At 41.2% G+C, this 5,198-nt stretch carries 1 protein-coding gene; it reads right to left on the bottom strand.

Going from position 1 to position 5,198, the window contains the following annotated elements:
- Positions 1–5,198: amino acid adenylation domain-containing protein (locus NSQ58_RS26690; protein ID WP_341058585.1), on the bottom strand; the 5,198-nt coding region annotated here is incomplete at both ends.

Raw genomic sequence — 5,198 nt, 5'->3', positions numbered from 1 at the left:
CCAGTTGGTTTGCCTTTTCGTTTACTTCCTTATAAGTCAGCTGTTTATCTTCAAACACTACAGCAATATTATTGGGTGTCCGTTCCACCTGTTCCTCAAAAATCTGATGGATGGTCTTTTCCCGAGGGTATCCTGCTTTTGTATTATTAAATTCATATAATATTTGATGTTTTTCGTCTTGTGACAGCATATCAATTTCTAATAGCCTTTTTTCAGGAAAGGCTGCTGCCTCTTCCAATACATTAAGGTAATGGGCAATAAGCCTTATAACTGACTCTTTCTTAAACAACCTGGTAGCATACTCCAATTCAAATGCAATACCGTCCTCTGTTTCCTCAGCGTTTAAAGTCAAGTCAAACTTGGATATTCTTACTTCACTGTCATAGGGCATAAACCTTAGCCCATCCATCTTCACTTCTGATGCCTCGATATTTTGCAGTACAAACATAGTATCGAAAAGTGGATTTCTGCCCAGATCCCTTTCCAGGTTAAGCTTATCTACCAGTTCTTCAAATTGGTAATCTTGGTTTTCGTAAGCCCTTAAGGAGTTTTCTCTTACTTCATTAAGGAAGTCCACAAAAGTCTTTCCACCTTGAGGGTGATTCCTCATGGCTAGCGTGTTTACAAACATACCAATAACGTCCTGAAGATCAGTATGCGGCCTTCCTGCAACGGGACTTCCAACTATAATATCTTCCTGTCCGGTGTACTTGGATAAAAGGACATTGTATGAAGCTAAAAGTACCATGTAGAGCGTGGCACCATTATTCACTGCAAGTTTGTTCAGTTTAACAGCAAGCTCCTTGCCTGCTTTGAAACTGATCACATCTCCCTCAAAACTCTGTATAGCTGGCCTAGGGTAGTCTAGCGGCATATTAAGCAAAGGAATTTCTCCTTTGAATACTTGGAGCCAGTATTCTTCCTGCTTACTAATTGTCCCATCAGCAAACAGCCTGTTCTGCCATACGGAAAAATCCTTGTACTGAATCTTAAGTTCCGGAAGTTCCTTACCTTCATACAGGCTCATAAATTCTCTTACCAGTATGTCGTCAGACACCCCGTCAGATATAATATGGTGCTTATCAGACATCATAATATATCTGTCTTCTCCAACTTTTATAAGCCCAACCCTAAGTAAAGGAGCCTCATCAAGGTCAAAGGTCCTAATAAATTCACTGGCTATTTTCGCAGCTCTTTCCTCATCGGTTTCCATATACATAACACTAAAATCCACATTGCTATGGACCTTTTGTACCGGTTTACCATCTATCATATGGAATGAGGTACGGAAAGACTCATGTCTGTCAACAAGCTCCCTAAAAGCCTGTTCAAAGCGCAGTTTATCGAGTTTGCCTTCAATTAGCATAATACCAGGCATGTTGTATGCCATCCCAACTGCGTCAAGCTGGTTTAGAATATACAGCCTTTTCTGGGCGGATGAAATTGGATAGTACTCCATCTCCCCAGCCGGCCCAATAGAATGAAATACACTCTCCTTTGCAATCTTGATGCACTCGGCAACTTCAGACATATTTGGGCTCTTAAATATTTCTTTAAGCGGTATGTTTACATTGAACTCTTTGTGAATCCTGGCAATAAGATTTGCTGCCCTTAAGGAATGTCCCCCCAGCTCAAAGAAATTGTCGTTTCTTCCCACTTTCTCTATACTAAGGATATCCTGCCACAACCCCGCAAGTTTCTCCTCCACTTCACCCAAGGGTGCGACATACTCTATTCCAGCATCGATATTGCCGTCAGGTTCGGGCAATGCCTTCCTATCTATTTTGCCATTGGGAGTCAGCGGCAGCTTTTTTAACTGCATAAAATAGGATGGTATCATATAGTCTGGAAGGTCCTTTAAGAGATGTCCCCTTAGTTCTGCTATTGTTAATTCATTTTCCCCTGCCACATAGGCACACAGATACTTGTTTCCCTTCTGATCTTCCCTTGCAATAACCACTGCTTCCTTTATTGAAACGTGCTTTAGCAGTTGTGCTTCTATTTCCCCCAGCTCTATTCTAAATCCCCTTATCTTTACCTGATGATCTACTCTTCCTAAAAATTCCATATTCCCATCAGACAGCCATCTGGCCAGATCCCCTGTACGATACATCCTTTCCCCTGATATAAACGGGTTAGGTACAAATTTTTCAGCTGTCAGTTCGGGCCGGTTTAGATATCCCCTTGCAAGCCCTTCTCCCCCTATGCACAACTCACCCAAAACCCCTGTAGGCTGAGGTCTCAAGTGTTTGTCAACAACGTAGTATTTTATATTTTGCATTGGCTTTCCGATAGGTACACTCCCGGATTCCAAATAGCTTCCCAGTCTCTTTTCGTAATAACTGGAATCTATGGTGGACTCAGTAACCCCATAGCTATTAACAACCCGCAGTTTCTCTCCATACCAGGATTGTAATCTTTCATAATCTTCCACAGAGAGAGTATCTGATCCAAGTATAAGCAACTTGAGGCTATCAATAATCAAAGCATTATCATGGATATAATCCATAAGAGGAATAATCAGTGCCGGTGTGGATTCAAAGATGGTTATTTTATGGGTTTTAATAAGTGAATATAATCGTGCAGGATCGTATCTCTCCTCGGATGAACAAATAACCATTTGGCCTCCGTTGAGCAGCGTTCTCGAAACATCTCCCACAAATACATCAAAAGAAAAACTTGCGATTTGCAACAGCTTTACATCCATATCCGCAAGCCTATATTCCTTTTTCCATGCGTAAGATATGTTGACAAGACTTCTATGCTCTATCATGATCCCCTTTGGCTTTCCTGTGGTTCCTGATGTATAAATGACATATGCTAAATTACAAGATTTATTAATGACAGGAAGATTTTCTGTTCTCCCGTTGTAATTCACACAGTCATCAAAGCTTATAATATCAAGATCAAATTTAATTTTTTCTTTATGATGTTCTTGCGTAAGAATAATTCCAGCCAAGCTGTCATCGATCATATATCTGATTCGTTCTTCAGGATATTCGGTGTCTATGGGTAAATACGCGCCTCCTGCTTTAAATACAGCAATTACACCTATTATCATTTCTATGGACCGGTCTACCATTATAGCTACTACACTGTCAGGTTTTAATCCCTTGTCCCTTAAGATCCAAGCCAGTTGATTGGCCTTTTCATTAAGTTCTCCGTAAGTCAAGTATTTATCTTCAAATACTACTGCTATGTTATCAGGCGTCTTTTCCACTTGTTCTTCAAATAGCTCTTGTATGGTCTTATCCTTAGGATATTCTACTTTTGTATCATTGAAGCCATAGATTATTTGCTGTTTTTCCTCCTGGGACAACATATTTATTTCCGACAACCTTTTAAACGGATTTGCGGTTATCTCTTCCAACACGTTAAGGTAATGAGCCGCCAACCTTTTTATAGTCTCTTTTTTGAAAAGCCGAGTACAATATTCAAAGCTAAAAGCCATACCATCTTCACGCTCTATTGCATCAATGGATAGGTCAAATTTTGATATTCTATACTCTAGCCCGTTATTAAAAGGTCTGAAGCTTATACCAGGTACTGCAAATTCTACCTTAGAGGCATTTTGCATGGTAAACATAGTATCAAACAGTGGGTTTCTGCTCATGTCCCTCTTCAAGTTAAGCTTCTCAACCAGTTCTTCAAATTGGTAATCCTGATTGTCATAAGCCCTTAGAGCGTTTTCTCTTACTTCATTCAAGAATTCTACAAAGGTACTATCTCCCTTGGGGTAATTTCTCATAGCCAAGGTATTTACAAACATACCAAGGATATCCTGCAGGTCTGAATGTGGCCTTCCGGCTATAGGGCTTCCAACGATTATGTCTTCCTGTCCGGTGTGCTTAGACAGCAATATGTTGTATGCCGCGAGCAGTGTCATGTAAAGCGTAGCCCCATTATCCCTTGCAAGCTTGTTTAATTTATTCGTAAGCTCACTGCCTGCTTCAAAGCTAAAAAAATCCCCTTCAAAGCTTTGTATTACAGGCCTTGGATAGTCTAGCGGCATATTCAGTACAGGTATTTCTCCCTGGAATGCTTGGAGCCAGTATTCCTCCTGGCTGCTAATTCCGCCCTCATCAAACAGTTTATTCTGCCATACAGCGTAGTCCTTGTACTGTATCCGAAGTGCTGGAGGGTTGTTTCCTTCATAAAGATCCATAAACTCACGAATCAGTATGTCCATGGAGACACCATCGGATATAATGTGATGCATATCAAACATCATAAGATGCCTGTCTTCTCCCGTTTTTACAAGCTCTACCCTTAGCAGAGGAGCCTTGCCAAGATCAAAAGGTCTGGCAAATTCCCCAGCATACTCTGCGGCTTTTTCTTCGTTAGTTTCAAAGTACATCACGCTGAATTCCACATGGTCATGAACCTTCTGGACCGGGTTACCATCGATCATGTGGAACGATGTTCTAAGAGTCTCATGCCTTTTTACCAACTGCCTGAAGACTTCCTGGAAACGCGCTGTATCAATGCTTCCTTCCAGCAGCATAATACCAGGCATGTTGTATGCTGTCCCTGCCCCTTCAAGCTGGTTTAGTATATACAGCCTTCTTTGTGCAGATGACATAGGGTAGTATTCCATTTCTCCTGCCGGTTGGATTGACTGATATAGGCTCTCCTTTGAGTCTTTAATATATCTGGCAATTTCTAAGATGGTTGGTGTCTTGAATATTTCCTTAAGAGGTATGTCTATATTGAACTCTTTGTGAATTCTTGCTACAAGGCTTGTTGCCTTTAACGAGTGTCCCCCAAGCATAAAAAAGTTATCATTTCTTCCTACCTTCTCTATTCCAAGGATATCCCGCCACAACAGCGCAAGTTTCTCCTCTATTTCTCCCGAAGGTACTACGTATTCTACGCCGGTATTAACATTGCTATCGAGCACAGGCAATGCTTTCCTGTCTATTTTTCCATTAGGGGTCAATGGCAGCTTTTCCATCCGCACAAAGTAGGAAGGGATCATGTAGTCCGGGAGCTCTTTTGACAAGTGTTCCCTCATCCCCTGTACGGTTATTTCTTGATCCGGTACGACGTATCCACAAAGATACTTATTTCCGTCAGCTCCTTCTTTGTCCAATACCACCGCTTCTTTTATTGCTTCATGCTTTAATAACCGGTTCTCTATTTCACCCAGTTCTATCCTGTAGCCTCTTATCTTTACCTGATGGTCGATCCTGCCCAGA

The organism is Paenibacillus sp. FSL M7-0134 (assembly GCF_038007865.1).
Lineage (GTDB): Bacteria > Bacillota > Bacilli > Paenibacillales > Paenibacillaceae > Paenibacillus > Paenibacillus polymyxa_B.
Note: the sequence above shows the minus strand (reverse complement) of the source record. Positions and strands in the feature narration are given on the sequence as shown.